Source organism: Rhizobium sp. BK316, from assembly GCF_014193695.1.
In the GTDB taxonomy this organism is placed as follows: Bacteria; Pseudomonadota; Alphaproteobacteria; order Rhizobiales; family Rhizobiaceae; genus Rhizobium.
In genome coordinates, this window is sequence record NZ_JACHZR010000002.1 from 700,158 (window position 1) to 724,213 (window position 24,056).

General features: G+C 59.5%; 24 protein-coding genes, 1 tRNA gene and 1 pseudogene. 13 read left to right on the forward strand and 13 right to left on the reverse strand.

Annotated elements, in window-relative coordinates:
* Positions 1 to 430 precede the first annotated feature (430 nt).
* Genes FHT87_RS11970 through FHT87_RS11980 form a run of 3 tightly spaced genes read right to left on the reverse strand, consistent with a single transcriptional unit; the run spans position 431 to position 1,764 of the window.
* Complete coding sequence (locus FHT87_RS11970) at positions 431 to 733, reverse strand: hypothetical protein (protein ID WP_183802018.1); 303 nt, start codon at positions 731 to 733, stop codon at positions 431 to 433.
* Complete coding sequence (locus FHT87_RS11975; RefSeq protein ID WP_183802021.1) at positions 726 to 1,115, reverse strand: hypothetical protein; 390 nt, start codon at positions 1,113 to 1,115, stop codon at positions 726 to 728. Before FHT87_RS11975 ends, FHT87_RS11970 begins: the two co-directional genes overlap by 8 nt.
* Position 1,116: 1 nt before the next feature.
* Positions 1,117 to 1,764, reverse strand: a complete 648-nt coding sequence (locus tag FHT87_RS11980) for a hypothetical protein (protein WP_183802024.1) — start codon at positions 1,762 to 1,764, stop codon at positions 1,117 to 1,119.
* Positions 1,765 to 2,341: 577 nt separating this feature from the next.
* On the opposite strand from FHT87_RS11980, the gene FHT87_RS11985 reads away from it, so the two are divergent.
* Complete coding sequence (locus tag FHT87_RS11985) at positions 2,342 to 2,578, forward strand: hypothetical protein (RefSeq protein WP_183802026.1); 237 nt, start codon at positions 2,342 to 2,344, stop codon at positions 2,576 to 2,578.
* Positions 2,579 to 2,594: 16 nt separating this feature from the next.
* On the opposite strand, the gene FHT87_RS11990 is transcribed toward FHT87_RS11985, so the two are convergent.
* Both FHT87_RS11990 and FHT87_RS11995 read right to left on the reverse strand, forming a co-directional pair.
* Positions 2,595 to 4,334: a site-specific integrase gene (locus tag FHT87_RS11990; protein ID WP_183802029.1), complete on the reverse strand. Its 1,740-nt coding sequence runs from the start codon at positions 4,332 to 4,334 to the stop codon at positions 2,595 to 2,597.
* 89 nt (positions 4,335 to 4,423) lie between these two features.
* Positions 4,424 to 4,497, reverse strand: a tRNA-Gln gene (locus FHT87_RS11995).
* Positions 4,498 to 4,743: 246 nt separating this feature from the next.
* Here FHT87_RS11995 and FHT87_RS12000 point away from each other — a divergent pair.
* The 3 genes from FHT87_RS12000 to FHT87_RS12010 are packed head-to-tail and all read left to right on the forward strand — an operon-like array spanning position 4,744 to position 7,473.
* Positions 4,744 to 6,297, forward strand: a complete 1,554-nt coding sequence (locus FHT87_RS12000; RefSeq protein WP_183802032.1) for a Ppx/GppA phosphatase family protein — start codon at positions 4,744 to 4,746, stop codon at positions 6,295 to 6,297.
* Between the two features lie 2 nt (positions 6,298 to 6,299).
* A complete protein-coding gene (locus tag FHT87_RS12005) occupies positions 6,300 to 7,019 on the forward strand; it encodes an RlmE family RNA methyltransferase (RefSeq protein WP_183728838.1) in 720 nt (239 codons plus the stop codon).
* Positions 7,020 to 7,074: 55 nt separating this feature from the next.
* Positions 7,075 to 7,473 (forward strand): VOC family protein, encoded by a 399-nt coding sequence (locus tag FHT87_RS12010; RefSeq protein WP_183728841.1) that lies wholly within the window; start codon positions 7,075 to 7,077, stop codon positions 7,471 to 7,473.
* On the opposite strand, the gene FHT87_RS12015 is transcribed toward FHT87_RS12010, so the two are convergent.
* Positions 7,466 to 8,887 carry a DHA2 family efflux MFS transporter permease subunit gene (locus tag FHT87_RS12015; RefSeq protein WP_183728844.1) on the reverse strand — a complete coding sequence of 474 codons (1,422 nt, stop codon included), beginning with the start codon at positions 8,885 to 8,887 and terminating at the stop codon, positions 7,466 to 7,468. The two genes, FHT87_RS12010 and FHT87_RS12015, sit on opposite strands and share 8 nt — an antisense overlap.
* A 545-nt stretch (positions 8,888 to 9,432) precedes the next feature.
* Between FHT87_RS12015 and guaB the strand changes: the two genes are divergently transcribed.
* Complete coding sequence (gene guaB / locus FHT87_RS12020; RefSeq protein WP_183802035.1) at positions 9,433 to 10,917, forward strand: IMP dehydrogenase; 1,485 nt, start codon at positions 9,433 to 9,435, stop codon at positions 10,915 to 10,917.
* A 2-nt stretch (positions 10,918 to 10,919) separates the two neighbouring features.
* On the forward strand, positions 10,920 to 11,468 hold the full coding sequence (locus FHT87_RS12025) for a hypothetical protein (RefSeq protein ID WP_183802037.1): 549 nt from the start codon (positions 10,920 to 10,922) through the stop codon (positions 11,466 to 11,468).
* 4 nt (positions 11,469 to 11,472) lie between these two features.
* Here FHT87_RS12025 and FHT87_RS12030 read toward each other — a convergent pair whose 3' ends face one another.
* Positions 11,473 to 12,387, reverse strand: coding sequence for a LysR family transcriptional regulator (locus FHT87_RS12030; RefSeq protein WP_183802040.1), 915 nt, complete (start codon positions 12,385 to 12,387; stop codon positions 11,473 to 11,475).
* A gap of 102 nt (positions 12,388 to 12,489) precedes the next feature.
* On the opposite strand from FHT87_RS12030, the gene FHT87_RS12035 reads away from it, so the two are divergent.
* The 4 genes from FHT87_RS12035 (at position 12,490) to FHT87_RS12050 (ending at position 15,661) form a co-directional block, all read left to right on the forward strand.
* A complete protein-coding gene (locus FHT87_RS12035; protein ID WP_183802042.1) occupies positions 12,490 to 13,263 on the forward strand; it encodes an SDR family oxidoreductase in 774 nt (257 codons plus the stop codon).
* A gap of 101 nt (positions 13,264 to 13,364) precedes the next feature.
* Positions 13,365 to 13,781, forward strand: coding sequence for an MAPEG family protein (locus FHT87_RS12040; protein WP_183802045.1), 417 nt, complete (start codon positions 13,365 to 13,367; stop codon positions 13,779 to 13,781).
* Between the two features lie 105 nt (positions 13,782 to 13,886).
* Entirely contained in the window at positions 13,887 to 14,762 is an 876-nt protein-coding gene (locus FHT87_RS12045; RefSeq protein ID WP_183802048.1) for a dienelactone hydrolase family protein, read from the forward strand.
* A 257-nt stretch (positions 14,763 to 15,019) separates the two neighbouring features.
* On the forward strand, positions 15,020 to 15,661 hold the full coding sequence (locus FHT87_RS12050; protein ID WP_183802051.1) for a TetR/AcrR family transcriptional regulator: 642 nt from the start codon (positions 15,020 to 15,022) through the stop codon (positions 15,659 to 15,661).
* 7 nt (positions 15,662 to 15,668) lie between these two features.
* On the opposite strand, the gene FHT87_RS12055 is transcribed toward FHT87_RS12050, so the two are convergent.
* Positions 15,669 to 16,628 carry a LysR substrate-binding domain-containing protein gene (locus FHT87_RS12055; RefSeq protein WP_210276698.1) on the reverse strand — a complete coding sequence of 320 codons (960 nt, stop codon included), beginning with the start codon at positions 16,626 to 16,628 and terminating at the stop codon, positions 15,669 to 15,671.
* 207 nt (positions 16,629 to 16,835) lie between these two features.
* Between FHT87_RS12055 and FHT87_RS12060 the strand changes: the two genes are divergently transcribed.
* Positions 16,836 to 17,135 carry a DUF1127 domain-containing protein gene (locus tag FHT87_RS12060; protein ID WP_183802054.1) on the forward strand — a complete coding sequence of 100 codons (300 nt, stop codon included), beginning with the start codon at positions 16,836 to 16,838 and terminating at the stop codon, positions 17,133 to 17,135.
* Between the two features lie 86 nt (positions 17,136 to 17,221).
* Here FHT87_RS12060 and FHT87_RS12065 read toward each other — a convergent pair whose 3' ends face one another.
* The 5 genes from FHT87_RS12065 to FHT87_RS12085 all read right to left on the reverse strand — a co-directional run bounded on the left by FHT87_RS12065 (position 17,222) and on the right by FHT87_RS12085 (position 22,544).
* A complete protein-coding gene (locus FHT87_RS12065; RefSeq protein WP_183728873.1) occupies positions 17,222 to 18,112 on the reverse strand; it encodes a DUF937 domain-containing protein in 891 nt (296 codons plus the stop codon).
* A gap of 93 nt (positions 18,113 to 18,205) precedes the next feature.
* Complete coding sequence (locus FHT87_RS12070) at positions 18,206 to 19,579, reverse strand: glutamate--cysteine ligase (RefSeq protein WP_183802057.1); 1,374 nt, start codon at positions 19,577 to 19,579, stop codon at positions 18,206 to 18,208.
* Positions 19,580 to 19,721: 142 nt separating this feature from the next.
* A complete protein-coding gene (locus tag FHT87_RS12075; protein WP_183802060.1) occupies positions 19,722 to 20,459 on the reverse strand; it encodes a 16S rRNA (uracil(1498)-N(3))-methyltransferase in 738 nt (245 codons plus the stop codon).
* Positions 20,460 to 20,472: 13 nt separating this feature from the next.
* Positions 20,473 to 21,969, reverse strand: coding sequence for an inorganic phosphate transporter (locus FHT87_RS12080; protein WP_183802062.1), 1,497 nt, complete (start codon positions 21,967 to 21,969; stop codon positions 20,473 to 20,475).
* Positions 21,970 to 22,031: 62 nt separating this feature from the next.
* Entirely contained in the window at positions 22,032 to 22,544 is a 513-nt protein-coding gene (locus FHT87_RS12085) for an NUDIX hydrolase (RefSeq protein WP_183728885.1), read from the reverse strand.
* A gap of 269 nt (positions 22,545 to 22,813) precedes the next feature.
* On the opposite strand from FHT87_RS12085, the gene FHT87_RS12090 reads away from it, so the two are divergent.
* A complete protein-coding gene (locus tag FHT87_RS12090) occupies positions 22,814 to 23,692 on the forward strand; it encodes a LysR substrate-binding domain-containing protein (protein WP_183802064.1) in 879 nt (292 codons plus the stop codon).
* Positions 23,693 to 23,806: 114 nt separating this feature from the next.
* Positions 23,807 to 24,033 (forward strand): annotated as a pseudogene (locus FHT87_RS31525) (hypothetical protein).
* Positions 24,034 to 24,056 lie beyond the last annotated feature (23 nt).

The window sequence follows — 24,056 nt, forward strand, 5'->3', positions numbered from 1 at the left end:
CGTAGTTCCTCCACTCCCAAGGCCACCCATTCCGGGCGGCTGCTGCGCGGCCTGCGGCCTTGCGGTCCTAGCATCCGGTTGCACGGTGACGGCAGCACGAACGCGCCGCTCACGTTCCGAACGAGGATCGATAACGGGCGTGTTTGCAGGACCGTCAAAAAGGAGTTTGAAGGAAGTTTTGTTCTTCGCCTTGGTGCTACCTGAAGGCGAGATATGTTGACATTTTTTTGTTGTAGTGGGGCGCTGGTTGTCGGCTGGGCTATGTCCCAGCCCGCCGCTCAATCAACGGTCAACGGCTGCTTTACAATGTCATAAAGATTGTTCATCATTACCAAACATTCCTACAAAAAACCGCCGGAGGGGGCCAACCCGTTGATGGCGGTTTTTTCATGGTCAGGGGAAAAACTGTCGGCGTCAATCGCCGTGCTTCCTAATAACCAAAGCCGTTGCGATGGTGCTGCTGCCGATACTGGAGCGAACGCAAACCACGTTCAGCGCGGATCGTTTGCACGATCTCAATCTGCTCCCGGTCTAACCAATCGAAAGCGTCTTGTGCTGAACGCTCGCTGCCAATTTCGGCGAAGCGGTCGAGCGCAAAGCCCACAGTGTACGTCACAGTCGTTGAGCCGGGGAAGCTGGTTATCTGATATTTGCCGCTATCGATCCCATCGATCTTTTCGCGGACAATACGCATCATGTCACTCATTGACGTGACTCCTTTCACATCAGACATGTGCGGCTCCTTCAGGAACAAGAATTTTGACCGCTTCCGAGATGCCGCGCAGGAGAATGCGGTTCTGTTCTTCCAGAGCCTTAATTTCATCAATAGATTCATCAAGCTCCTTGCGGTACTCGCCAAGCTTTTCCGTCAGAGATTCAATGTGGCGAAGGCGACCGACATAAACGCTTCGCACCGCCAATCGGGTTGAAAACTCAGTGTCATCATGGTCGTAATAGGTTTCCCAGACCATTCGAAACTCTTGAATTTCCGACGGTGTAGCCTCTTCAACAAGCTCGACTGGTGAATTCCCTTTGAGCTGCCAGATCGCGCCTTGGTCGCCGATCATAAAATGCTTGTCGAATGAGGGGGCGTGCTGTTCTTGAGACAAGGCCATGTCAAATGACCTCGCGCAAATCGACCGCACTCACCAGCGCGGGATTTGTCATCAGGACACAAAAGGCATCGACCTGCTCCAAATCAATTTCAAAAGCAGGAGGGGACGCGATGGCCGTGGCAATAGTGAAACGGCGGTCGGGATATTGGGGCGGAGCCCTGGAAACTGGTAGAAGCACGATCAGGTTCGGGACCAAACGGCTGCTATGAAGAGCCTGCGTCAGTTGTTCAAGCTCAGGTGAACCGCTAGTTACAGCGTTATAGATCAGTAGGGATTTTGTGCTGGCCGCTTGCTTCAAGAGACCACTCTGACTGTCTACCGTGACGGACTGCCCCGGCATGTAGAGCTTTTCAGCAACAAGCTCGATGAAATCCCGGACATTACCATCATCACCACCAATGATCGCGAAGCCTGCCGGTGCAGCCCGAAATTCCTGAAAAGGAAATTCACCGTGCTGAACCGAGCGTGCAAGGTAGGCCAGAAACCATCTGCTGACTCGCTCGTCACCACCGCAGATTACATCGTTGATGTAGGCCAGAAGCGGAGCACACAAAGAAATCATGTGGCCGTAGTCCACCCCGAGTTCTTCCATCAAAGACTTGTGTATCCGGCGTTCTTTGTATTCATCTAAGTCAATTACATTTGCCATCTTTGCGCTACTCCTTACAAAACGCGTTGACTATTTCACAGATAAAAGTCACGACCGGCCCCTTTTCAAGCACGGGCCAGATCAGAATGTCCAAACGTCTTCTTGGGCGAAATCGAATGTCTCGGGATTTCGATTTTCCCAGTCAGCAAAGCTAGCGTAAAGGCTCAAATAGCCTCGCGGGGCCAGCCCCTGCCGCGCCTTCGGCTTGGCCGCCCCGGTCGCATGATCGACACATCTAGTCCGGGGGCAGGCACAAGGGTACGGCCTTTGGCCTTTTCTCCCTTCTGTCTGCCCCCGGTTGCGGCAGGATTGGGTCGCTCCGATCCGTCAAGCACAATCAGCCGGGCCGTGGCTCGCTGCGCTGCGCCCGCACCACCCGTCAGATTCTGCCTGACTGCTCTCCCGCTCAGCACCAGCATCACGGCAAACGATCACTCTATAAAACCATTAAAATCCAACCAATTCCGTTTACGGCTAGAATCCCATACGCGACATCATTTCCCCGCGCCGGATTCTCAAGAATCCCCATTTATGTTATAAAATCCTCAATGAAATCAAAGAGAAATGAGGATTTTCAATGAAGCAGACGATCACCAGAATTAAGGGTTTGACGGTTAATATCGAGGTCGTAGAGGTCTGCCAGACAGATGCGAACGGCGGTGTTCTTTGGTATCATGCTGCTATCTGGATTCAGACGCACGGAAGCGCGGAAAAGACGCTGATACGCAAATCCCGACTGCCTGGAGCGGCGGCGGAATTGCGCAAGGAAATCCAACGCGACGGATTGCGAGCCTTCGACCGGATCAAGGCATGACGGCCTGCTGAGTGCACTACCGCCGCTTAGCAGGCGTCCGTACCAACTTGCCGTCTATATCGAAAACAGGCGGCGTTAACTTTCGCTTCTTGATCTGCGTCCTAAGCGGGGGAAGTGAATTGTCGGAGTTCCCCTTATCGAGGAAAGAGAGATCAAGCGGCGGCTCGAAAGCTTCTACCACTTCTTTGAGTTTTGCCGTGCTGACACGCTTGGTGTAAGTACGCCCTTCACTGCCTCCGCCCTCATGCCCCATGACGGCATCAATGTGTGAGTCTTTCAGGTCAGTGGATTCCAAGACAGTTCGGAAAGTATGGCGGAATGAATGGAATGTTGTCTTCGAGCCGACGCCTAGATCGATCTTGATCTTTGAGAATTCGCGGCTGAATGCCGAGCTGAGGCTGTCCTTATGCAACGCTAGTTCAGGAGAAAATAAGTGCTCTGCATGTCTGGCGCGTTGCTGCTTCACGAAGTCCATGAACCCGTGCCGGATCAGCCATGAATGAACGGGGATGATGCGTGTTCCAGCCTCGGATTTCGGGTCCCAGCCATCACGAGGTGCGATGTCGAAGCACGGCATGCCATCCTTCACGGTGATGTCGATGGCGGGACGCAGCCGACATATCTCTTCCAGTCGCATGCCGGAATGAAGAGATACGAGCGGCAGCCAGCGGAGTGCGCTTCCGCCCGGCGCATCACGATAAATGCGCGACGTGAAGAAGCGTTGAAGGTCTTCCCTGGACCAATCGTCCCTAGCCGATTTCTTAGATTTGGTTCCTGGAAATGAATGTCCCGAAAAAGGAAGTAGATTGGCCGGAACATGCTTCTTGAAGATCAGCCATTTCCAGATAGAATTCATCCCGGAGAAGTGGCGTTTTGTGGTCTTCATCGACACGCGCGGCAAAGTGCTGTCTGCGCGGGCACGGGCGAGTTCTTGCTTCGGCGAACCAGTTGCACCCTTTCCATGCGTATTGGGCATTTGGAGAACAAGCTCCCGAAACTCGGCCGCTTTTTCAAAAGTGATGCTCCCCAAAGGCAAGTCGCCCATGAGCCCGATGAACATTTCGACGGTCTTTAGGTACTGATCGGCGTCCTTAACGGGTTTACCGTGGTTGTATCCTGCGATGATGTCCTTCTGCCACGGTTTGATGAAGCTTGAAATTTTGCTGAAACTTGCAGAAGCCGCAGAGGTCGCCTGCGACGTAGCCGGTACCGCTATTGCGGTCGGAACTTGATCAAGCTCCGGTTGGAATACAGTCCTCATCCGTTTTCCGACATACTCGTCAAGAACCTGGCGCATCGCGTCAAGCATCAGGTCTAGCGACTCTGGCGTTTCGCGATAACCAGCGTCTTCCAACGCGTCGCCCGCCTCTTCAAGCATTATCGTGCGTTCGTCGTAGTCGCCATCCGGAGAGACCGTGACAAGCAGAGTATCGGGGAAGAATTTCGAATGTGCTTTCAGCGTGCCCGGCGGTAAGTCATCAACGTACTTCTTCAACCACTGTTTAATGCGCGGTTGGCTCATCCAATAGCGTGCGGCGGCGCGGAAATCTTCGTCAGCTAGAGTGTCATCTGCGGCCAAGTCAAACAGCCTTTCACTTGAAACGTACAGTTGCGCCGCACGGACCTTGGCTGTTTTTCGCACGGTCGTTCTTAATGACCGGTATATTTCCTTAATTCCGAAACGGCTTTGGAGATGAGGAGGAACGCGCCTTCGAAAGAAGAAGGAATCGGCTTCTCGCCGCAGGTATTTCGACATCGCAAAAATCGTCCATGTGGGGGTGCAATGTGGGGTTATTCCCGCCATCGACGAGATCAGCGCAAATTATTGAATTAAAACAATGTTTTTGGCTGGGGAACCTGGATTCGAACCAAGATCGACGGAGTCAGAGTCCGCTGTTCTACCATTGAACTATTCCCCAGCAGCTGCGAACCCAACTTGGCTCGGCTGGTGTGCGGCGCTTATAAACAAAAGCTGGCGGATTGCAAATACCCGTTTTGAAAAAATTCGACCCTTCCGATCCGGACGAAAATTTCAGACTTACAATGTGGAATCAAAAAGAATTTGGTGATTTCGCCGGTCGCTGATATTCTCGCCGCAACGCAAAAATCAAATGAGCGCCTGCTGCATACCTTTCTGGACTTGCGCGGCGCGATGGAAAAAGAACGTGGAAGACCCCGAAGGCGGCGCAAGGCCGCAATTTGACGGGGCGTCGGCGGCAGGGCGCAAGGACGGCAAGAAGTCCAGGCGCCGCAAGGGCAAGCGAGGCGGGCAATCCCGCAGCGCCGCCCATCCCGCTTCGCATGATCTCTCCGGCCATGCCGGCGAGGCAGCGCGCCCGAAGGAAGACACGGAAAGCCCGGCCCGCAAGCGGAAACGCCGCCGGCGTGGGGGACATGGTTCATCACAGACGGATATTTCTGTGCAATCTGAGGTTGCTGTTCAGATCGGCAATCATGTTCAAGCGTCGCGTCCGGACGGCGATTCGCCCTCCAGCCGCCGCAACCGGCGCAAGCATCGCAACAAGCGAGGTCTGCAGGGCAGGCCGCTTGCCCCCGTCCAGTCGCCACCATCCGCCAGGCCCGAACATCGTGCCGATACGGCTCCGCGTTCTGTCCCGCAGCAAGCGCAAGACGCCGAAGCGGCAAATCGCAGGAACCGCCAGGCCGGGCATGAGGAGGAGCGGGCAGGGAGTGAACACCCTTGGTCGGATGAGTTCTATGCCGCGCTCGATCTCGGCACCAACAATTGCCGCCTGCTGATCGCCCAACCGACGCGCCCCGGCCAGTTTCGTGTCGTCGATGCCTTTTCCCGTATCGTGCGTCTTGGCGAAGGGCTTGCCGCCAGCGGCAGGCTGTCGGACGAGGCGATGGAAAGGGCGGTCGATGCGCTCAGAATCTGTGCCTCCAAGCTCCGGAACCGTGATATCCGCCGCATGCGGCTGATTGCGACCGAGGCCTGCCGTCAGGCGGCCAATGGCGAGGAATTCCTGAAGCGAGTCGTGGCCGAGACCGGGCTGGAGCTCGAAATCATCGATCGCGAAACCGAGGCGCGACTTGCCGTTTCCGGCTGCTCTTCGCTGGTCGGCCGCGAGACGCGCTCCGTCGTCCTCTTCGATATCGGCGGCGGTTCCTCGGAAATTGCCGTCATCCGCATCGGCGATAGCCGTTTCGCCCGTCTTGCCAATCACATCACGCACTGGACCTCATTGCCCGTCGGTGTGGTCACCTTGTCGGAGCGCCACGGCGGCCGCGATGTGACCCCGGAGGTTTTTGAGGGCATGGTGAGCGAAGTCGCGGGCATGTTGTCTAGTTTCGATTGCCCTGAAATCGAGATTGCCGAGGATGGCGATTTTCATCTGATCGGCACGTCAGGCACGGTAACGACGCTTGCCGGCGTGCATCTCGATCTGCCGCGTTACGACCGCCGCAAGGTCGATGGCATATGGCTGTCGGATGATGAAGTCTCCGCCATGCAGGCGAAGCTTCTCTCCTGGAATTTCGAAAGCCGCGCCGCCAATCCCTGCATCGGACCGGATCGCGCCGACCTGGTGCTGGCGGGCTGCGCCATTCTGGAGGCAATCCGCCGCCGCTGGCCAAGCCCGCGCATGCGCGTCGCCGATCGCGGCTTGAGGGAAGGCCTGCTCACCGACATGATGGCCGATGACGGCGTCTGGCGGCGGCATCGCAATCGCCGCGGCCAGCGGGGAAACAAGGGGTAGGCATGACCAAGCCAACGATTGCGGGAAACCGCACCGGCCGTAAGCTCGGCCAGCGCGTCAAGAAAAAGAAACTGAAGGCCTCCTCGCGCCAGTGGCTGGAGCGCCATATCAACGATCCCTATGTGCAGCGCGCCCAACTCGAAGGTTATCGCGCCCGCGCGGCCTTCAAGCTGCTGGAGATCGATGAGAAGTACCATATCCTCAAGGGTGCAAGGCGCATCATCGACCTGGGTGCCGCACCCGGCAGCTGGTCGCAGATCGCCGCGAAGGTAACGGGGTCGACGGACGAGGATATCCGCGTCGCCGCGATCGACTTTCTGGAGATGGCGCCGCTGCCCGGCGTCAAGGTGCTGCAGCTCGACTTCCTCGATCCCGAGGCCCCGGAAAAGCTGATGGAGGCCGTCGGCGGCACGCCGGATCTGGTGATTTCCGATATGGCCGCCCCCACGACCGGTCATCATCGCACCGACCATCTGCGCACCATGCATCTCTGCGAGGTGGCCGCCCATTTCGCCGTCGAAGTGCTGGGCGAGGGCGGGCATTTCCTGGCCAAGACCTTCCAGGGCGGCACCGAGCGGGATCTGCTCGCCATGCTCAAGCAGCACTTCCGTCAGGTCGTCCACGTCAAGCCGGCTTCCTCGCGCGCCGAATCGGTGGAGATGTTTCTGCTCGCGAAGGGTTTCAAAGGCCGCAAGGCCGAGGCGGAGCCCGAGGACGCTTGATCTTTGGGTCGGTCCTGCGGATGATGATTTCCCAGGACTGGATACCATCGATCCCATGCTTCTTTACGTTACACTCGGAACCAACGATCTCTATCGCGCCCGGCATTTCTATGATGCTGTTCTGCCGGTGCTCGGCTATCGGCGCCAGCGCTATTCGGAGGAGGAGATCGGCTATGCCGCCGATGGCGATACGCGCTGCCGCTTCTGGGTCGTAACCCCGTTCAACAGGCGCCGGGCGATGAATGGCAACGGCTCCATGGTCGCCTTTGAGGCGGAAACGCGAGCGGCGGTCGATGCCTTCCATGCAGCGGCGATTGCGGCCGGCGCTGTCGATGAAGGCAAGCCGGGGCTGCGCTCCTATCACGCGCATTTCTACGCAGCCTATGTCAGAGATCTCGACGGCAACAAGCTATGCGCCGTCTGCGAGAAGGCCGAAGAGCCGCCCTTTACTTGACCGGCTGCTGCTCGGCGTTGATCGTCGGCGGCACGCGCTTGACGCGGTGGCCGGACACGGAAGCCCCCGCGTCCTTGGCCATGCGGACAAAGGGAATGGTGGCGATGACAGTCAGCCCAGCGATGACGAAGAAAGCGATGTGGAAGTCGATGACCTGCAGCTCGGCTCCGCGGAAATAGATCGAGGTTTCCAGGATCGAGGCGGCAAGCGCAACACCGAGCGCCAGGCTGATCTGCTGCATCACCGAGGCCATGGAGGTCGCCTGGCTTGCCTGCGCATCGTCGATATCCGCAAAGGCCAGCGCATTGACGCCGGTGAACATGAAGGAGCGGGAAAAGCCGCCAAGCAGCAGCACGCCGATGATGACAAGATGTGGCGTCTCCGGCGTGAAGAGGCCGGTCACGGCGGTGACGACCGTCGTCACCGCACCGGCGCAGAGAAGCGTGGTGCGGAAGCCTATCGCCTTATAGACGCGCCGCGCGATGAACTTCGTTGTGATCGCGCCGATCGCGCCGGCAAACGTAATGAGGCCTGACTGAAAAGGCGTAAGGCCAAATCCGAGTTGCAGCATCAGCGGCGTCAGAAACGGCATGGCTCCGACACAGATGCGAAACAGCGTGCCGCCGCTCGTCGAGGCCCGGAAGGTCGAATTCTTGAACAGGTTGAGATCGAGGATCGGCGTCGGGTAGCGCCTGGCGTGGCGCACATAGAGCACGCCGCAGAGGATGCCGATGGCGGTGGCCGCAATGCCGATGATCGGCGGCAGGGCCGGAAGGCTGACGACCGAGAGGCCGAAGACGACGCCGGCCGCCGCCAGGCTCGTCAGGATAAAGCCGTTGAAATCGAGTTTCGGCGGGGCTGTCGCCTCTATTTCCGGCAGATAGATCGTCGCGAGCCATACGCCGGCGACGCCGACCGGCACGTTGATCAGGAAGATCCAGTGCCAGCTGAAATAGGTGGTGATGAAGCCGCCAAGCGGTGGGCCGGCAAGCGGGCCGACAAGGGCCGGGATCGTCAAGAGCGCCATGGCCGAGACGAGTTCGCTCTTCTGCGTCGTTCGCACCAGCACGAGACGTCCGACGGGCGTCATCATCGCGCCGCCCATGCCCTGCAGGAAACGTGCGAAGACGAATTCGATGAGATTGGATGAGAAGGCGCAGAAGATAGAGCCGACGACGAAGACGCAGATTGCAAGCCGGAAGATATTCTTGGCGCCGAAGCGGTCCGCCATCCAGCCACTGATCGGAATGAACACTGCGAGCGCCACCATGTAGGACGTGAGCGCCAGTTTCAGAGTGATCGGCCCGACATGCAGATCGGCCGCAATCGCCGGCAGGGCCGTCGCGATCACGGTCGAGTCCATCTGTTCCATGAAGAGGGCGACGGCAAGGATCAGCGGGACAATGCGATTCATAGGCGAATGCCTTGATGGATGCGGATGGGGCTTGGGAAGCCCGTGCTGTGTAGTCCCAGTTACAGGCTCTGCCAATCCCCCAATCGGGTTCCATTAGAGCGCCGTGCGTCCATTTGGACGCACAAAGGACACTCTAACTCTTTAAATCTACGCATCAGGCTTCCGAAAATCGATTTCGATTTTCGGGCCGATGCTATAGACGTTTGGATCACGACTGCGTGAGACGGCTTGCCCGATACTTTTGCCGCTCAAGATTGAAATATGCTTACCCGGCCGAGGCAAGAAATCCGGCTACGTCGAATTCGACGACAAGCGGCTGGTCACCGGCGGCGACACGGCAAACCACTCATCCTACCGGTTCGACATTTGAGCCATGCGCATGGCTCCTATACCGAGCACGGCCGCATGCCGGGCCTTTTTGCTATTTCCTTCCTGTCATAGACGTGTTACCAGCCCTCGCCAACTTCCATAAACTCATGCACACCGCCGGTGCGGACGATTCGTACCGGGTGGGTCGCATTTTTCTTTCTTGAAGGAATTTGGCCATGGCTCGCATCATAGAAACGCCGACCGGACTGGACGCACTCACCTTCGATGATGTGCTGCTGCAACCCGGTCATTCCGAAGTCCTGCCGGGTCAGACGAGTGTTGCAACGCGTCTCGCACCCGACTTCGAGCTGAATATCCCGATCATATCAGCTGCTATGGATACGGTGACCGAGGGCCGCCTGGCGATCGCCATGGCACAAGCGGGTGGCCTTGGCGTCATTCACAAGAACCTGACACCGATCGAGCAGGCCGAGCAGGTCCGCCAGGTCAAGAAGTTCGAAAGCGGCATGGTCGTCAACCCGGTGACCATCGGTCCGGATGCAACGCTCGCCGATGCCCTGGCGCTGATGAAGATGCACGGCATCTCCGGCATCCCGGTCGTCGAGAAAACGGGCCGCCTCGTCGGCATCGTCACCAACCGCGACGTCCGCTTTGCATCCGACCCGACGCAGAAGATCTTCGAACTCATGACCCATCAGAATCTGGTGACGGTCAAGGAAAACGTCGATCAGCAGGAAGCCAAGCGCCTGCTTCATTCTCACCGCATCGAGAAGCTGCTGGTGGTCGATGGCGAAGGCCGTTGCGTTGGTCTGATCACCGTCAAGGACATCGAAAAGGCGCAGCTCAACCCGAACGCCTCCAAGGATGCGCAGGGCCGCCTGCGTGCTGCCGCTGCCGTCGGCGTCGGTGACGACGGTTTCGAGCGTGCCGAACGGCTGATCGATGCCGGCGTCGACCTGCTCGTCGTCGATACGGCCCATGGTCATTCGGCTCGCGTTCTGGAAGCCGTCGCCCGCGTCAAGAAGCTCTCCAACTCCGTCCGCATCATGGCCGGTAACGTCGCAACGGGCGACGGCACGAAGGCGTTGATCGATTCCGGTGCTGATGCCGTCAAGGTCGGTATCGGTCCGGGTTCGATCTGCACGACGCGCGTCGTTGCCGGCGTCGGCGTTCCGCAGCTTGCCGCCATCATGTCGGCAGTCGAGGCTGCACGGGATCAGGATATTCCTGTTATCGCCGATGGCGGCATCAAGTTCTCGGGCGACGTGGCCAAGGCCATCGCTTCCGGCGCTTCGGCCGTTATGGTCGGCTCGCTGCTCGCCGGCACAGATGAAAGCCCGGGCGAGGTCTATCTCTATCAGGGCCGCTCTTTCAAAGCCTATCGCGGCATGGGTTCCGTTGGCGCCATGGCGCGCGGTTCGGCAGACCGCTACTTCCAGGCTGAAGTGCGCGATACGCTGAAGCTCGTGCCTGAAGGCATTGAAGGCCAGGTGCCGTACAAGGGTCCGGTATCCGGCGTCCTGCACCAGCTTGCAGGCGGCCTCAAGGCTGCCATGGGTTATGTCGGCGGCAAGGATATCAAGGAGTTCCAGGAGCGCGCCACCTTCGTGCGCATCTCTGGTGCCGGCCTGCGCGAAAGCCATCCGCATGACGTGACCATTACGCGCGAAAGCCCGAACTATCCGGGCGTCGGCGTCTGATCATGAAAACGGGCAGCTCGATTCCGCTATGGATCATCGCGCTGCTCGCAGCCCTCTGCCTCGTCGTCCTTGGCTGGACCACCTTCGGTTTCACCGTGCCCTTCGAGCATGAGACGGGGCAGGCGGTACTCGACACCTATTTTGCTGGTTATGACGAGCCCGCCGTCTTTCATATGCAGACGCTGCTCGATCAGAACGAGGCGGCAAGCCGCATTCTCCGGGCTATGTATTTCGGCCCGGAACTCATCTTTCCGGCTCTGCTGACCGCACTTCTCTTTTTGATTTTCCTGCGGCTCGGACCGATCGAGACATGGCGCGGCAGGCAGGCTCCGGGTCTGCTCGGTCGGATCACCTATGTCCTGCCTTTCATCTATGGCTTTGCCGATTATGCCGAAAACCTGTCGAGCCTCGTCGCCTTCAGCGACAGCGGTGCGGCAGGATTTGCCGCGCAGATCCTGCCGTGGATGACGAAGCTGAAATTCGCAAGTCTCGCCGTCTGCGCCATCCTCATCCTACGAGGCGCAATTCTTCATCAAACGCGCGAGGACTGAGCGCTTACTGTGGCCAGCGCCATGCCGGGTGCGAAAGCCTCGCCGAGAAGAAGTCCCCGAGTGCTTCCACCTTCGCCGGCCGGGCACGCGCCGTTGGCGTTACGAAATAAAGCGCGCCCTTCGGCAGGCTCCAGTCGGTCAGGATTGCTTTGAGGCGTCCGTCGGCAAGGTACTCGTGGGCCATGAATTCCGGCAGTTCGACGATACCGAGGCCGCGCAATGCCATCGGGATCAGCGCCTCCGAATTGGTCGCCCGCAGCGGCCCGGCCGGCACGATGACCTCCTCTTCCCCCGCTTCGTTGCCGAAGCGCCAGATATCCTGCCGCGGCCGGTAGGCATAGCCGAGGCAGTGGTGTGCCGCGAGGTCTCGCGGGTGCTGGGGGCAACCGTATTTCTCGAGATAGGAGGGGGCGGCGAGAATGAAGGGTGCGACCGGTGCCAGCTTCTTCGCCACGAGCGAGGAATCCGGCAGCACCGCGATGCGCAGCGCCGCATCGAAGCCGTCGCCCACAAGGTCGACGACCGCATCGCTCATATGCAGGTCGATCGAAACTTCGGGATAGAGTTCGAAGAAGTCAGGCAGGATCGGCGCCAGCCACTGCCGCCCGAAAACCATGGGAACGGCAAGACGGATCAGCCCGCGCGGCTGGGTGGAAAGTTCGCGGGCCGCATTCTCGGCCGCTTCCGCCTCCGCATAGATGCGCTGCGCGCGGTCGACGAGCCGCAGCCCGAAATCGGTGAGAGCCAGCTGCCGCGACGTGCGATTGAAGAGCCGCGCGCCAAGCCGGTCTTCCAGCCGGCTGACCGCCCGCGATACCGTCGGCACGGAAACGCCGAGCGTCTTGGCCGCCCGGGCGAAGGAGCGCTCCTCCGCCACCTTGGCGAACATGGCGAGACCCTCGAAATCCGGAACGCTCATCGTTTCATTCCTGCAATGATACCTTTCATTTCTTTCTATTCAGAAACGAAAGGCCCGTCCACATCTTCGGTTCAGTCGAACACAACAGGGGAGACGACGACAATGAGCCAGGCAGTGAACGGGACACATAGACTGAATGGAAAGATCGCGGTTATCACCGGTGCCACTTCGGGCATCGGCCTTGCCACCGCAAAGCGCTTCGCAGCCGAAGGCGCCCGGCTCTTCATCACCGGCCGCCGCAAGGATGTGCTGGACGCGGCAGTCGCCGAAATCGGCGGAAACGTCATCGGCATCCAGGCGGACTCGGCAAAGCTTGCCGATCTCGACCGCCTCTATGATGAGGTGAAGGCTGAAGCAGGCCGCATCGACGTGCTCTTCGTCAATGCTGGTGGCGGCTCGTTTGCGCCGCTCGGCGCCATCACCGAAGAACAATATGACGATACCTTCGGCCGCAATGTGAAGGGCGTGCTCTTTACCGTGCAGAAGGCTCTGCCGCTCCTGAGCCAAGGTGCCTCGGTCATCCTGACGGGCTCCACGGCGGGCGCATCAGGCACGCCGGCCTTCAGCGTCTATGCCGCTTCGAAGGCAGCAATTCGCAACTTCTCCCGCAATTGGATCCTCGATTTGAAGGATCGCGGCATCCGCATCAACACGCTGAGCCCCGGCCCGACGGAAACCACCGGTCTCGTTGAGCTTGCAGGCCAGGATAAGGCACAGCAGCAGGGCCTGCTGGATTATATGGCATCGCAGGTTCCGATGGGCCGCGTCGGCCGCCCGGAAGAAATCGCTGCAACGGCCCTGTTCCTCGCGTCGGAAGATTCGAGCTTCATCACCGGCGCCGAAATCTTCGTCGATGGTGGTATCGCCCAGGTCTGACCCTGAAGACGGCCCGCTCCATAGCGGGCCGTCGTGGCTCTGGCATCCGCCCGGTCTTTCCGCTACTGCTCCCGCAGTCACCGAAACGAAGGGAATGATTGATGACCGGCTTTGAGATGTTCTGGCCTCTGCTTGCCCACGTCCTGCTGGTCTATATCCTCTACGGGCTGCTCAGCCTGCGCCGGGGCAAGGATGTCCGCGAAGGCCGGATCAAGAAATCCGACTATCGCGAGAACCGCGACGAACCGGCCGAAAGCCTTTTCGTCAAGAACAGCCTCGCCAATCAGTTCGAGTTGCCGGTGCTCTTCTATGCCTGCTGCATCCTTCTCTATATAACCGAGGCGGATAATCTGGTGGCGGTCGTGCTGGCCTGGCTGTTCGTCATCCTGCGCTATGCCCATGCCTATGTGCATGTCACCAGCAACGATTTGCGCTTCCGCAGCCCGTTCTTCGCCGCCGGTTTCGTTGTGCTCGGTGCCATGTGGGCCTGGCTTGCCGGATGGATGATGTTCTCCTGACCGGATAACAGCCCGGTAACACAGTTTTGTTCCTCCGTTATCGGGCGCTGACCTATGTTCCCTCTTGCCGATTGGGCATGGGGTAGGGAACAGAGGAGGTCTGTCATGGAAAAGACCGTCATTACGCAGGCAATGATCAACGCCTATGATGAATATACGCATCTGACGCTGGATCGCCGCAGCTTCATGGACAAGCTGACGAAGCTTGCCGGCTCGGCAACCGCGGCAGCGGCAATCGCGCCGCTCTTGGCCGCCAACAAGGCAGCCGCCGAGGTCGTCGCCGAAAACGACGATCGTCTGACCGGCCAGGATATCACCTATCCCGGCAGCGGCGGCGACATGAAGGGCTATCTGGTTCAGCCGAAGAATGCATCCGGCAAGCTCGGCGCCGTCATCGTCATCCATGAGAACCGCGGCCTCAATCCGCATATCCGCGATGTCGCTCGCCGCGTGGCACTGGAAGGCTTCGTGGCGCTCGCTCCGGACTTCCTCTCGCCGCAGGGCGGCACGCCGGAAAATGAGGATCAGGCGCGCGACATGTTCGGCAAGCTCGATGCCGCGACGACCGTCGCAAACGGCGAGGCGACCGTCGTCTATCTTTCCAAGCTCGAGGCTACGAACGGCAATGTCGGCGCGATCGGCTTTTGCTGGGGCGGCGGCGCGGTCAACAATCTCGCCGTCAAATCGCCGGAGTTGAAGGCAGGCGTGGCCTATTACGGCGCGCAGCCACCGGCCTCGGAAGTCGCCAATATCAAGGCGGCCCTGTTGCTCCACTATGCCGGCCTCGACGACCGCATCAATGCCGGCATCGATGCCTATAAGAAGGCGCTGGAGGAGAATGGTAAAAAATTTGAGATCTACATCTATGACGGCGCCAATCATGCCTTCAACAACGACACGTCCGCTGCCCGCTATGACAAGGCGGCAGCCGATCTCGCCTGGGGCCGAACGGTCGCGTTCCTGAAACAGAACCTCGCCTGACCCGCCTTCTGCAATGTACCAAAAGGCCCAAAGGCGGGCCGGCAGGTGCTCAACCTGCTTGCTGAATGAGGTGTTAAGAAGCCTTTTGCACAGGCCAAAAACGGGGCATAACGCCCCGTTTTCCATAAGCTCTTGCCATTGCTTAAAATCCGACCATTTCCCTTTACGACGGATGAATACCTGCATGTCATATCGGCCCGACGCGTCGGTATGACACATCATTTCCGCCGCTCAATAACGAGACAGATGGGAACCACATGGGCGCGGACATTTCGGATCGTATTGCTCTTCGCAGGAAGCCGAAACAGGAACGCAGCATCCAGCGGCTGGATCTCATCCTGAACGCTGCAGCCACCATCATCGCCGAAAAGGGCGTCAGCGCCATGCGGATGACCGAACTCGCGGCCGCAGCAAAGGTCCCGATCGGCTCGGTCTATCAATATTTTCCCGAAAAGGCGGCGATCGTCAAAGCGCTCTTCGACCGTCACGCCCAGGCGATCCAGCAGAAGACGGCCGAGATGTTCGCAGACGTTCAGTCCTTCGACGAGGCGCTCGATCTCATCTCCAGGGTGATCGACTGGTACTATGCCGAATATCGTAACGATGCCGCCTATCTCGGTGTCTGGATGGGCACGGAGACCGATCAGGATCTCCTACGCCTGAACATCGAGCATAGCGGCCAGATTGCTGCGATCTTTCAGGAGGCCGTGCGCCGCCTCTCGCCGGAACTCTGCGATGAGCAGATGAAAGCACGCACTTACCTTTTCAGCCACCTGATCGGTGCTGCGATCCGCCTTGCGGTCTTGAGCGAAGATGGTTTCGGCGAGCGCATCCTCGAGGAATGGAAGCGCGTCATCCGCGCCTCCCTATTTGCTCCGACGTCCGCTTCAGCAACGTAAGACTTGCCTACCAGCTGGGCATCATGCTGGCCGCAGCCTTCAGCCGCGGATAGTGACGAGCGTGACCGGTCTTCACATCCTGGTCCAGGCTGTCTTCGATGACGGTCGGCGTGATGTTGTCGAGGCAGGCCGTGATATGTGCCGTAATGGCATTCATCAGCGACAGGGAAACGCCCGGCCGTTTCATGATGCCGATCTGCACAGGCGGCAGCGCCGGGAAACCGTCTGCCTGGCTCAACACCTTCATGCCTGTGCGAAGCGCCGATTCCGGCATGACCGAAACCGCCATGCCGGCAAGCACGGCCGAAGCGACCACGGTGCAGGACCAGCTCGTGAACAGAATCTGATACTCGCGGCCGACAGCATCGAGCGCCGAGCAGGCGAGCTGCCGCCACTGGCAGTCGCGCCGGCCGACGGCAAGCGGCACCGGTGCATCGTCGCGGATCGGATGGTTGGCCGAACTCACCCAGCAGAGCGGTTCCGTTCGCACCACATCCGAAATACGCTCGCGCGGATTGTGGGTGACGAGCGCGATATCGAGTTCGCCCTTGTGCATGCGTTCGGCGAGGTCGACCGAGGGCTCGCAGACGATATAGAGCTCGACATTCGGATGCGTCTTGGCGAACCGGCCGATGATCTCGGGCATATAACGGTCGGCATAATCATCGGGCGTGCCGATGCGCAGCGTGCCTTCCAGCCTGTTGTCGTCGAAGGCGGCGATCGCCTCATTGTTCAGGCGGATGATGCGGCGCGCATAATTGAGCAGCTTTTCGCCTTCGACCGTCAGCCGGTTGCCGCGGCCGTCCTTGATGAAGAGCTGCTTGCCGATGCGCTCTTCCAGGCGCCGCATCTGCATGGAGACGGCGGACTGTGTCTTGTAGACCTTGTCGGCAGCCTTGGTGAAGCTGCCGGAATCCACGATCGCGATGAAGGTCTGCAACTGGTCGATATCAAGAGGCGCCGACATGATCTTGTCCATCCATAAAGATCTCTGATGTTAATCATTAGAAACATTCGTTGGACTGATCAATAGTCCTTTGGCATCTTCGGAATGCAAATCAAGCAAAGTGAAGGACAGACGCCCTGCCTGTCCAGCCTGTGACCAGCTTCACCCTTCCTGCACGACCTCGCAGGCGGGGCGGGCTGTTCTGCGCCCCGAAGAAAGGAGAGTTCGATGCGCACTCATGAACAGACACTAGAACTCGACTGCGGCAAGCTCGCCCCGACGTTTACCCAGCGTCTCATGGCCGCTTTCGCGCCGCTGGCAGCCGCTCTTCGCATTGTGCGCAATCGCTCGCAGGTGAATGGACTGCACGACCTTGATGACAATCAGTTGCGGGATATCGGCCTGACGCGGGCCGATGTCACCTCCGCCTTCCTCGCTTCGACCTTCTTTGAAGATCCGTCGGAGCATCTGACGCGGGCGGCCAAGCGCCGCCGGCACATTGCGGTCACGCGCCCTTACAGGGACTGAGCGCACGCGTTTCCCCGCAGGGTGATAGCCAATAGCCCTGCTGCTTAACCCGGTGATCGGCTTTCCCAAGCCGTCTCCGGGTTTTTTTATTTCTTGCCCGTTGCAGAGGGGCCTGAGGGGGCGGGATCTTCGGGAGAGGGTGTGGGTTTCGGCCGATAGGCTTCGAAGATCGCTTCGAGGCTCTTCTGATAGCTCTTCTGCACCTCGAGACCGCTGTCGAACATGGCGTTCAGCATCTGGGTATAGCTGTCGTTTTCGGCTTTCGGTTCTTCTTTCGGCGGTTCCGGAGCCTTTGCCGCTGGCTGCTGAAGCCCTGCCATCATTTCCTGGAATGCCTTGGCGAAAGGATTGTCGAGGAATGGATTGACGGGCTGCGCCTGGGGCGCCGGTTTCGGCACGCTGAACATCAGCTGCATGGCCTGGGTGAACGGATTATCGAAAATGCTGGGTTCGGGTGCCGTCTTCGGCTTCGGCGCAAAGCCGGTGCTCTCAAGCCATTTCTGGACTGTTTCGCCCATGGCGGTATTGACGAAGGGGTTGACTGGCGAGGCCATCTGCCCGGTCGATTGCTTGAAGAGCCCTCCCATCAGCGTACCGGCCATGACGGGCAGCATCTGCTTGTAGATTTCCTGGCCGATGCCGGTCATCTGCGCCGCCTGCGCAGCAACGGCGCGCGAGACCTCCTTGGAGCCGAAGAGCTGGGAGAGGATGTTGTTCCCGTCGGAAATGCCTTCGGGCGTGAACGCCTTGCTCATGTCCTCGAAATATTTGGCATAATTGCCGGACGCGACCGCTTGCATCAGGCCCACGAAATCATAGGGGTTGCTGGTGCTGCGCTTGAGGCCGGCGGAAAAGGCCGGCGTCAGCGCGGCCATCGCCTTCGTCGCCTGTTCCTGCGCGAGGTTGAACTGCTTGGCAACGGCATCCATCGCCGCCCCGTTCTGCGCCTGCATCATCATATCGAAGAGTGGCAGCATGAAAGTCCCTTTCCCGGATAGCGGCGCATATTCGCGCCACTATAGCTCGAAATGGGAATGCGCAAACGGCTTTTTGGAAGGGCGGCTTGCCTCTTAGTATTGATATTCCTGGAAGACTGGTTGGACCGAGCCGTTCCAGCGACCGTGATAGAGCGCCAGCAGGTCTTCGGCGAGCGTCGCCTTCTTGGCCAGAACCTCGTCGAGCGGCTGAAGAAAGATGCTCTCGTCAACGCCGTCGCCGTTCAGTCTGTTGCGCGTCTTGAGGCCGGTCCGGGAAATATTGACGACCTCGCGCGCCGTGTCGATCAGTGCATGTCCGCGGAACTCGGCCTTGAGCCCTTCCTCCGGCACCGCGTTGCGCAACGCATTGACCTCGTCGAAACCCCAGTCCTTCGTCAGTTCGTCAGCGGCCTGGAGAGCGGCGTCATCATAGAGCAGGCCGACCCAGAAGGCCGGCAGAGCACAGATGCGCCGCCAGGGTCCGCCATCAGCACCGCGCATTTCGAGGAAACGCTTCAGACGCACATCGGGGAAGAGCGTCGAAAGATGGTTCGTCCAGTCGCCCATCGTCGGTTCATAGGCGGCAATTTCGCCCTTCAGCGCGCCGTTCATGAACTGCCGGAAGGTGACATGGGTCGCCCGGTGATAGTGGCCGTCTCGCATGACGAAATACATGGGCACGTCGAGCGCCCATTCGGCATAATCCTTGAAACCGAAATCGTCGCGGAACGTGAAATCCAGAAGGCCGCTGCGCTGGTTGTCCACGTCGCGCCAGACATCGCCGCGCCAAGAGAACATGCCGTTCGGCTTGCCTTCGGTGAAGGGTGAGGAGGCGAATAGCGCGGTTGCCAGCGACTGCAGCTTCATCGACACGCGCATCTTGCGGCGCATGTCGTCTTCCGACGAGAAGTCGAGGTTCACCTGGATCGTGCAGGTGCGGTACATCATGTCGAGACCGCGGGTGCCGACCTCGGGCATGTAACTGGTCATGATCTCATAGCGCGACTTCGGCATATGCGGAGTTTCCGCATAGGTCCATGTCGGGCTGCCGCCGATGCCGAGGAAGCCGATGCCCATAGGCTCCGCGATCTCACGCACTTGCGCCAGATGCTGGTTGGATTCCTTGCAGGTCTGGTGAATGTTTTCGAGCGGTGCGCCCGAAAGCTCGAACTGGCCGCCGGGCTCGATCGAAATGGCGCCCATGCCGTTCTGCTCGCCGAGGCCGATAATGTTGTCACCGTCCATGATCGGCTCCCAGCCGCTCTTGGCCTGCAGGCCCTTCAGGAGCGCCGAGATGCTGGCATCGCCGAAATAGGGAACGGGGCTGTTGTCCTTGCGGAAGAAGACGAACTTCTCATGCTCGGTGCCGATGCGGAAACGCTCCTTCGGCTTGTTGCCCGCAGCAAGATAATCGGTCAGCTCTTGAACCGAAGAGATCGGCGTCTGGTCGGTAGTATCGCGAGCCATGAAAGTACCTGTATTCGGGAAGGCCGGAGCCGGGGCAATTGGAAGGGTGATTAGTGCCCAAGCCAGCTAAGTTGCAAGTGAAATTGTTTCAACAGGTCATCAAAAAAATAGCAGGCCCTTCCAGAGAACCGACGTTCAAAAGTCAATTCCAATCGCCGATTGCAGCCTGTATCACCGCCATCGCTGCGACCGCTGCCGTGTCGGCGCGCAGGATGCGCGGACCGAGCGGGATTGCGGTCACGAAGTCGAGGCTGCGCAGGCGTGTCCGCTCCTCTTCGGAGAAGCCGCCTTCCGGGCCGACCAGAAGCGCAAGCTTCCTTTCCGTCACCCTGGAAAGCAGCGGCAGCGGGTTCTGCCCGGCATCGCCCTCATCGCAATAGATGATGCGCCGGTCTGCAGGCCAGTGGTCGAGCAGATCGGCAAGCCGCACGGGCTTGGCGACATCGGGAATGCCGAGAATGCCGCACTGTTCGGCTGCCTCGATGACGTTGGCGCGGATCTTGTCGAGATTGGTGATCTTGCCCTGCACATGCTGGGTGATGACCGGCTGCAGCAGGCCGGCGCCCATTTCCACTGCCTTTTGCACCAGATAATCCATGCGGCCGACCTTCAGCGGCGCGAAAAGATAGTGCAGGTCGGAGGGTGCGGGCTGCGGCCGCGTCTCCTCGGTGGCTGACAGCAGGATGCGCTTGCGGGTCGGGAAGGAGAGGCTCGCCTTCCATTCGCCGTCGCGGCCGTTGAAGAGAAGGATGTCCGCACCCTCTTCCATGCGCAAGACGTTGGCGAGATAGTTGAACTGGTCGGCATTGGCCTCGATGGCAGCGCCCTTTGACAAGGGGGCATCGATGAAAAGCCGCTGCATGCGGAAATTGGCGCGCATCCTGGGACCTGACTCATAGGAAGAGCGCGAACATAACCCAATAAATCATGGCCGCAAGCGCAGCCGAAACCGGCACGGTGATGACCCAGGCTGCGACGATCGTCATGACGTGCGAACGGCGGACGAGATAGCGCCGACGGGCTTCGTGGACGTTCGGCTCAGGCTCGTCGATCTCGAAGCTTTCGCCCTTGCGGCGTATGAATTCGATACGACGCTTCGAATGGCGCGTGTACCATTCGCGGAAGAAGCCGACGCCGAAGACTGAACCGACGGCAATATGCGTGGTGCTGACCGGCAGGCCGAGCCAGGAGGCGAAGATGACGGTGAAGGCAGTCGAGAGCGCCACGCAATAGGCACGCATCGGGTTGAGCTTGGTGATCTCCTCACCGACGAGCCGGATGAGGCGCGGCCCGAAAAGCAGGAGGCCGACCGAGATTCCAAAAGCGCCGATCAGCATGACCCAGAGCGGCGGATGACCGGTCATGCTGTTATCAGCGATACCGGCCGAGTGAACGATGGCCGAGAGTGGGCCGACCGCATTCGAAACGTCGTTTGCGCCATGCGCGAAGGAGAGCAGCGCGGCCGAGCCGATTAGCGGAAAGTGGAACAGCGTGCGAAGTGAGCTGTTGCGGTTTTCGAGGTTCTCCGCCTGCCGCAGGATGAGCGGCCGCACGACAAGCCAGCTGACGAGCCCGATGCCGATGCCGATCAGAAGGATCGTCAGCGACGAATACCGTCCCTGCGGCGCAAGCTGCAACACCATATAGGCCGTGAAGCCGCCGGCCATGACGGCGATCATCACGGGCACCCACTGCCGGGCGGCAGCGATCTTGTCCTCGCGATAGACGATGAGGGTCTTCACCAGATAGAGCAGCCCGGCAGCGATCAGCCCGCCGATCAATGGCGAAGTTATCCAGCTTGCCGTGATTTCCAGCATCACCCGCCAGTTGACGGGCTCCGGTCCTGCAGCACCGAAGCCTGCCCCGATCACGGCGCCGACGATCGCGTGCGTCGTCGAAACCGGTGCATTCATCCATGTGGCGAGGTTGATCCAGAGTGCGGCAGCCGTGAGCGCCGCCATCATGATCCAGCCGAGTGTCGCCGGAGGGACCTGCACCGTATCGACGATGCTGGAGGAAATCGTCTTGACGACCTCGCCGCCCGCGATCGTCGCCCCTAGCACCTCGAAGATTGCGGCGATGATCAGCGCCTGCTTCATGGTGATAGCACGCGCGCCGACGGCCGCGCCGACATTGTTCGTCACGTCGTTGGCACCGATGTTCATGGCCATGTAGGCGGCAAGTGCTGCGGCAGCAATTACCAGCACTGCGCCCGGCCTGTCGAACACGTAGACGCCGGCAAAAAGCATGGCGAGGCCGAGAAAGATCAGGCCAAGTCCCGGCGTCACCAACCGTCGCGAGACATGCTTGGCCGCATCCTCGACATGGGTAAATTTGTCGAGATCCTTATCAAGCGTGCGTTTCGTGAGGACGGCGTTGCGTTGCGGCATTCTGTTTCCTGGCTAAGTCCTGCTTTTGCGCCGCCTTTTCTAGCAGCACAAGATGGCAAGACTCATTCCGCCGGAATTTGTTTCGGAATGCCGCTGGAAAGCTTTTCGGCCATGCGCCGTTTAAAGGCGAGGAACAGGTTGCGCAATTCGGGTTCCTGGACGCGCTTGACCGCTTCGTCGCAGGAAACCCACTCGATGGTTCGCTCGCCCTTTTCCTTGAAATTCTTCGTCGCACCGGTCACTTCGAGGGCATAGACCTGAACCTTGCAGGTCACCTTCAGGCCGTCGCGCAAGACCTTCTGGTAGGTATAGTGGCCGAGCGTTTCGGTCTCCACCGTGCCGCGCACGCCGGCCTCTTCCAGGGCTTCCTGCGCCGCAACTTCATAGGCGCATTTGCGGTTCATCGGCCAGCCCTTGGGGATCACCCAGCGCCCTGTATCACGGCTGGTCATCAGCAGAACTTCGAGCTCACCCGACTTCTTTTTCACCCGGTAGCAGAGCGCAGCATATTGCTGTCGCGGCGGACGCCGAAACATGAGTTGCACATCAGAAGCCAGGCGGGCAAGAAGGGTCAATTGTCGGGTCACCTTTACGATCGTTGATCTGAGTCGTTATTATTTTAGCATCCTATGAAAAGCTTGCGCGATCCATACGTGCAAAACGAGCCGGAACACGATTTGATTCATTGTACATAGGAAAAATCAAAGTGGAGCAGGTTCGGAAATTCCGCCATTTCCTGTCCCGAATACGTCGTCTTGCACAGCTGTACAATATGGTCCGATCTTGCATTCCGTTCAATGCCGCGATCATCTGATCCACTGCGATTTTCGACAATGTGGTAACTATGCGACTTCCACCTCTCAATGCGATCCGCGCCTTCGAAGCCGTATGCCGCCTTGGCAGCATTTTGAAGGCGGCCGAAGAGCTGGGCGTGGTGCGCGGCGCCGTGCGCCAGCAGATTGCGACACTCGAAGATCACCTCGGCAGGAAGCTCTTCGTGCGTGACGGCCGCAGGCTGGTCCCGACCGAAAAGGCGAGCGCCTTTGCCGAGGCCGCCGGTACTGCCCTGACCATATTGAAGCGGGCGGCCGATGAATTTGAGGAGGCGGATAGGAAGCGCATCCGTCTCGGCGTACCCTCGGCTTTTGCCATCTGGTGGCTGATGCCGCGCGCGGTTGACATGCAGACAAGCCTCGGCGCTGTTGAGATCGATATCGTTCCCATGACCGTCGTCGAGCCGCTGTCCCAACATCCGGATTTCGATGCCGTCATCATGGGAGGCGAGCAGCGCTCCTCTGCCGGGATGACAGAAACGCGCTTCATGGAGGATGAGTTCGGACCGGTCGTCACACCGGCGCTTGCTGCCGGACTTTCAGGTGATCCTGAAGCAATGGCGGATATGACCATTCTCGTCAGCCGTAGCGCGCCGAAGCTCTGGGCCGAATGGTTCGCCGAAAGCGGCACGCTGCCGGTTGTCTTTTCCCGCCGGCGCGAATTCGAGGATCTGTTGCTGGCGCTGGGTGCAGCCCGATCCGGCCTCGGCATTGCGCTGGCGCCGAAAGCCTCGATCGAGGACGATCTCAGCCGCGGCATCCTGGTTGCCCCCTATGGCTTCATCCGCCGCCCGGCAGGCTATAGCCTCTGCTGCCGCACATCAGATGCAAAACGGCCTGCCCTTACTGCGCTCCGAAACTGGCTGCTGCGCTCCGGCGGCGCATCCTGAAGGGGCAGTTTTTCTGCCCTTTCATCAGAAATATCTCCATGCCGGCCCTATCTCCGCTTCGCTAGAGCCTTTTCTGGTTAGATTGAAGCATTCTGTTGGCTCAAACGGAGTCGGATGGTCGACCGGCCGGCGCGCGTCGTAGCCCAATCTACGGCCAAGCCGGCCGGTCGATCAGACGGCCCGTTTCAGCCAACCCCGGTGGTTTGCTTGCAAACCAGCTAGGGCCGGGCATCTTTGCGCCAGGATCAAAGGCGATCGGCTCGGACGTACCGAGGGGTATGCCCGTCGCCAATCGCCTTTGCCCTGACACAAACCTGCTCCGGCAGAATGCTTCAATCTAACCAGGAAAGGCTCTAGATCAGAG

What these genes read in the sequence shown, in the direction of transcription:
- FHT87_RS12055 (WP_210276698.1), bottom strand. Translation starts at nt 16,628, where the DNA reads ATGTCGGCGCCTCTTGATATCGACCAGTTGCAGACCTTCATCGCGATC.
- FHT87_RS12065 (WP_183728873.1), bottom strand. Translation starts at nt 18,112, where the DNA reads ATGCTGCCACTCTTCGATATGATGATGCAGGCGCAGAACGGGGCGGCG.
- FHT87_RS11970 (WP_183802018.1), bottom strand. Translation starts at nt 733, where the DNA reads ATGTCTGATGTGAAAGGAGTCACGTCAATGAGTGACATGATGCGTATT.
- FHT87_RS12070 (WP_183802057.1), bottom strand. Translation starts at nt 19,579, where the DNA reads ATGGCTCGCGATACTACCGACCAGACGCCGATCTCTTCGGTTCAAGAG.
- FHT87_RS12035 (WP_183802042.1), top strand. Translation starts at nt 12,490, where the DNA reads ATGAGCCAGGCAGTGAACGGGACACATAGACTGAATGGAAAGATCGCG.
- FHT87_RS12025 (WP_183802037.1), top strand. Translation starts at nt 10,920, where the DNA reads ATGAAAACGGGCAGCTCGATTCCGCTATGGATCATCGCGCTGCTCGCA.
- FHT87_RS12080 (WP_183802062.1), bottom strand. Translation starts at nt 21,969, where the DNA reads ATGCCGCAACGCAACGCCGTCCTCACGAAACGCACGCTTGATAAGGAT.
- FHT87_RS12005 (WP_183728838.1), top strand. Translation starts at nt 6,300, where the DNA reads ATGACCAAGCCAACGATTGCGGGAAACCGCACCGGCCGTAAGCTCGGC.
- FHT87_RS12040 (WP_183802045.1), top strand. Translation starts at nt 13,365, where the DNA reads ATGACCGGCTTTGAGATGTTCTGGCCTCTGCTTGCCCACGTCCTGCTG.
- FHT87_RS12060 (WP_183802054.1), top strand. Translation starts at nt 16,836, where the DNA reads ATGCGCACTCATGAACAGACACTAGAACTCGACTGCGGCAAGCTCGCC.
- FHT87_RS12010 (WP_183728841.1), top strand. Translation starts at nt 7,075, where the DNA reads ATGCTTCTTTACGTTACACTCGGAACCAACGATCTCTATCGCGCCCGG.
- FHT87_RS12050 (WP_183802051.1), top strand. Translation starts at nt 15,020, where the DNA reads ATGGGCGCGGACATTTCGGATCGTATTGCTCTTCGCAGGAAGCCGAAA.
- FHT87_RS11975 (WP_183802021.1), bottom strand. Translation starts at nt 1,115, where the DNA reads ATGGCCTTGTCTCAAGAACAGCACGCCCCCTCATTCGACAAGCATTTT.
- FHT87_RS11990 (WP_183802029.1), bottom strand. Translation starts at nt 4,334, where the DNA reads ATGTCGAAATACCTGCGGCGAGAAGCCGATTCCTTCTTCTTTCGAAGG.
- FHT87_RS12045 (WP_183802048.1), top strand. Translation starts at nt 13,887, where the DNA reads ATGGAAAAGACCGTCATTACGCAGGCAATGATCAACGCCTATGATGAA.
- FHT87_RS12015 (WP_183728844.1), bottom strand. Translation starts at nt 8,887, where the DNA reads ATGAATCGCATTGTCCCGCTGATCCTTGCCGTCGCCCTCTTCATGGAA.
- FHT87_RS12030 (WP_183802040.1), bottom strand. Translation starts at nt 12,387, where the DNA reads ATGAGCGTTCCGGATTTCGAGGGTCTCGCCATGTTCGCCAAGGTGGCG.
- FHT87_RS12075 (WP_183802060.1), bottom strand. Translation starts at nt 20,459, where the DNA reads ATGCGCGCCAATTTCCGCATGCAGCGGCTTTTCATCGATGCCCCCTTG.
- FHT87_RS12090 (WP_183802064.1), top strand. Translation starts at nt 22,814, where the DNA reads ATGCGACTTCCACCTCTCAATGCGATCCGCGCCTTCGAAGCCGTATGC.
- FHT87_RS11985 (WP_183802026.1), top strand. Translation starts at nt 2,342, where the DNA reads ATGAAGCAGACGATCACCAGAATTAAGGGTTTGACGGTTAATATCGAG.
- guaB (WP_183802035.1), top strand. Translation starts at nt 9,433, where the DNA reads ATGGCTCGCATCATAGAAACGCCGACCGGACTGGACGCACTCACCTTC.
- FHT87_RS11980 (WP_183802024.1), bottom strand. Translation starts at nt 1,764, where the DNA reads ATGGCAAATGTAATTGACTTAGATGAATACAAAGAACGCCGGATACAC.